Here is a 2562-nt window from a genome sequence, read left to right as displayed (position 1 = left end):
GTTGAACAAAATCGCTGCGCGATGGCCTGCCAAGGCTATGGCGCAGTTTTTCTTTACACTTTAATAAAAAGCAGTGGAAACCAAGTCCTACAAGTAGTATTGTTAAGTCACCACAACCAACAATCAAACAGGATCGACATCCCCACTGCCTATGATAAGAATACCATTGAGCTGCCTTTCTGGCAAGCAGTTTTATTATGCTAATGCTCCTCCATGTAAGCAGTGTTTATACATTTACGATTTACTTTACATGGAGGATTTTATTATGTACGAAGAAATTTTTAATCAGATTAGATCTGCTGCGAATAAACGGAATCTCAAGGATTCCACAATTCATGCATACTGTACCAGTGTTGCTCATTTTTTGAACCACACAGCCAAGGATATAGATGCATTAACAACTGACGATGTTGATACATTCCTAACTGAAAAGAAACTTTCCGGGATTTCACCAGAAACATACAATCACTACCATTCAGGAATCCGCTTCTTTTACAAAAAAGTATTGAAGATGAATTGGGATGATGATGACATACCTCGTATGAAAAGGGACAGAAAGTTACCAGCGGTGCTTACAAAAGCAGAAATATCAGCTATTCTTGATGCTACACCAAATCTGAAGCATAAAGCTATGATCGCTACTATGTATTCAGGTGGACTTCGTGTTTCAGAAGTCACACACCTTCATTATGATGATATTTCACGCACGAACAAAACCATACACATCCGCGATGGAAAAAGCCGATCTGACCGTTATACTTTGCTTGCAGACCGGACGCTTGAAATATTGACAGAATACTGGTTTCAATGTGGCAGGCCAAGAGGGATTCTGTTCCCAAGTTCATGGACAGGGGATTATCTTACAAAAGATAGTGTCATTCAATTTTTTCGTGAAAGCGCCGAAAGAGCAGGCATTCAAAAACACGTCTCCACACATTGTTTGCGTCATAGTTTTGCAAGTCATCTGTTTGAGTCAGGCTGCGATATAAAATATATTCAGGCTCTTTTGGGACATCGTGATCCAAAATCAACAGAGATTTATCTGCATGTAAGCAATAAAACTCTGCTTGGTATTAAAAGCCCATTTGATGAGATGGGTGGTGAATGATTATGGATAAATCATGTACGATACAGGATGTATTTGAACGGTTCTATCCTTCCTATGAAAAGAGGAGTAACCCTCCTGCTCATCACAGAAAAACGGCTTATCACATCAGAAACTGTAAAACAGGAGTTTTTGGTGTAAACATCAGTGTTTGTGAGGACTGCGGATGTATCAGTGTTCACAACAACTCCTGCAGAAGCAGATGCTGTCCCATGTGCCAGGAGTTTCCGAAAGAGAAATGGATTGATGCACAAAAAGAGAACGTATTGGATGCACCCTATTATCATGTAGTATTCACAGTTCCTGAGGAATTGAATTCCATTATTTACAGCAACCAGAAGCTGTTATATGATGCACTGTATCATGTTGCTTCAGCCACATTGAATGAATTGTCAAAAGATGCAAAGTATCTGGGAGCTGATATAGGGTATATCTGCATTCTTCATACCTGGGGCTCTGCAATGAATTATCATCCTCATATTCATACCATTGTTCTTGGAGGTGGGCTTGATGATGAAAATAAATGGAAAGACACAGGTGGAAATTTTTTTCTCCCATATGGTGTCATCTCAAAAGTGTTCCGTGGAAAATATCTGGATGAGTTAAAAAGCCTGTGGAATGATTCTAAGCTTAAATTTCATGGTACAGCAGAGAAATATCAGAACAGCTATCGTTTTAAAGAACTTCTTGATAAGTGTTATGAAAAGAACTGGGTCACTTACTGTAAAGAAACTTTCAATGGTGCACAGTCGGTTATCAATTATCTTGGAAAATATACCCACAGGATAGCAATCAGTAATCATCGAATCAAATCCATGACGGATACGACAGTTACATATGCAGTAAAAGACTATAAAAACGAAGGCCACTGGAAAGAGAAAACAATTTCAGGAGAAGAATTCATCCGTCGATTCATGATGCATGTTCCACCCAAACGATTTGTCAGAATCCGGCACTATGGTCTGCTATCATGTAGAAACAAGAGAAAAAAGATAACTCTCTGCAGAAACCTGCTTGGATGCAAGAAATACATTTCTACATTAAAAAATCTAAATGCAGTAGAAATGATAAAGGTTTTGTATCACATTGATGTATGCAAATGTTCTTCTTGCGGAGGGAATATGGTATCACCCCGCAAAGATAAATACAGTTCTTCTTTTCATGCACATATGAGATGTTAAAATCTACAATTGCATAGAATAAATGACTTCCGCATAGGAGGTTTGTTTGTCATGCCTGAAATTGATTTCTTGAATAAAAAAACTTTTACCAAAACACCCAGTATGATAAACTTAAGGAAAAGAGCAACGATTGAATCCCCATAGCTATCGGCTAAAGGGACGCGACTTTGTTCACCAAGGTAAAATCGAAATTGATGTAAACGAAAGGGCAGTTTTTATCAGAACTCAAGGCTGCTTTTTCGTTTACACCAACTCCGATTGTTTCCTTAACAGTTT

General features: G+C 38.4%; 3 protein-coding genes. All 3 read left to right on the top strand.

The features are described 5' to 3' along the window. A partial coding sequence (locus AB5618_RS21230) for a hypothetical protein (protein WP_207664942.1) occupies window positions 1-204 on the top strand: 204 nt, incomplete at its 5' end. A 61-nt stretch (window positions 205-265) separates the two neighbouring features. Beyond that, entirely contained in the window at window positions 266-1108 is an 843-nt protein-coding gene (locus tag AB5618_RS21225; RefSeq protein WP_015514772.1) for a tyrosine-type recombinase/integrase, read from the top strand. After that, the gene (locus AB5618_RS21220; RefSeq protein WP_148462882.1) at window positions 1105-2286 is read left to right on the top strand and encodes an IS91 family transposase; all 1182 of its coding nucleotides are present in this window, start codon (window positions 1105-1107) and stop codon (window positions 2284-2286) included. The genes AB5618_RS21225 and AB5618_RS21220 overlap by 4 nt, the downstream gene beginning before the upstream one ends. Window positions 2287-2562: the final 276 nt, after the last annotated feature.

This window comes from Ruminococcus sp. J1101004sp1_RTP21198st1_B9_RTP21198_201120 (genome assembly GCF_040924245.1).
In the GTDB taxonomy this organism is placed as follows: Bacteria; Bacillota; Clostridia; order Lachnospirales; family Lachnospiraceae; genus Blautia_A; species Blautia_A faecis.
Note: the sequence above shows the minus strand (reverse complement) of the source record. Positions and strands in the feature narration are given on the sequence as shown.

Excerpts from the sequence above, each read along its gene's own strand:
- AB5618_RS21225 (WP_015514772.1), top strand. The coding sequence starts at position 266 with ATGTACGAAGAAATTTTTAATCAGATTAGATCTGCTGCGAATAAACGG.
- AB5618_RS21220 (WP_148462882.1), top strand. The coding sequence starts at position 1,105 with ATGATTATGGATAAATCATGTACGATACAGGATGTATTTGAACGGTTC.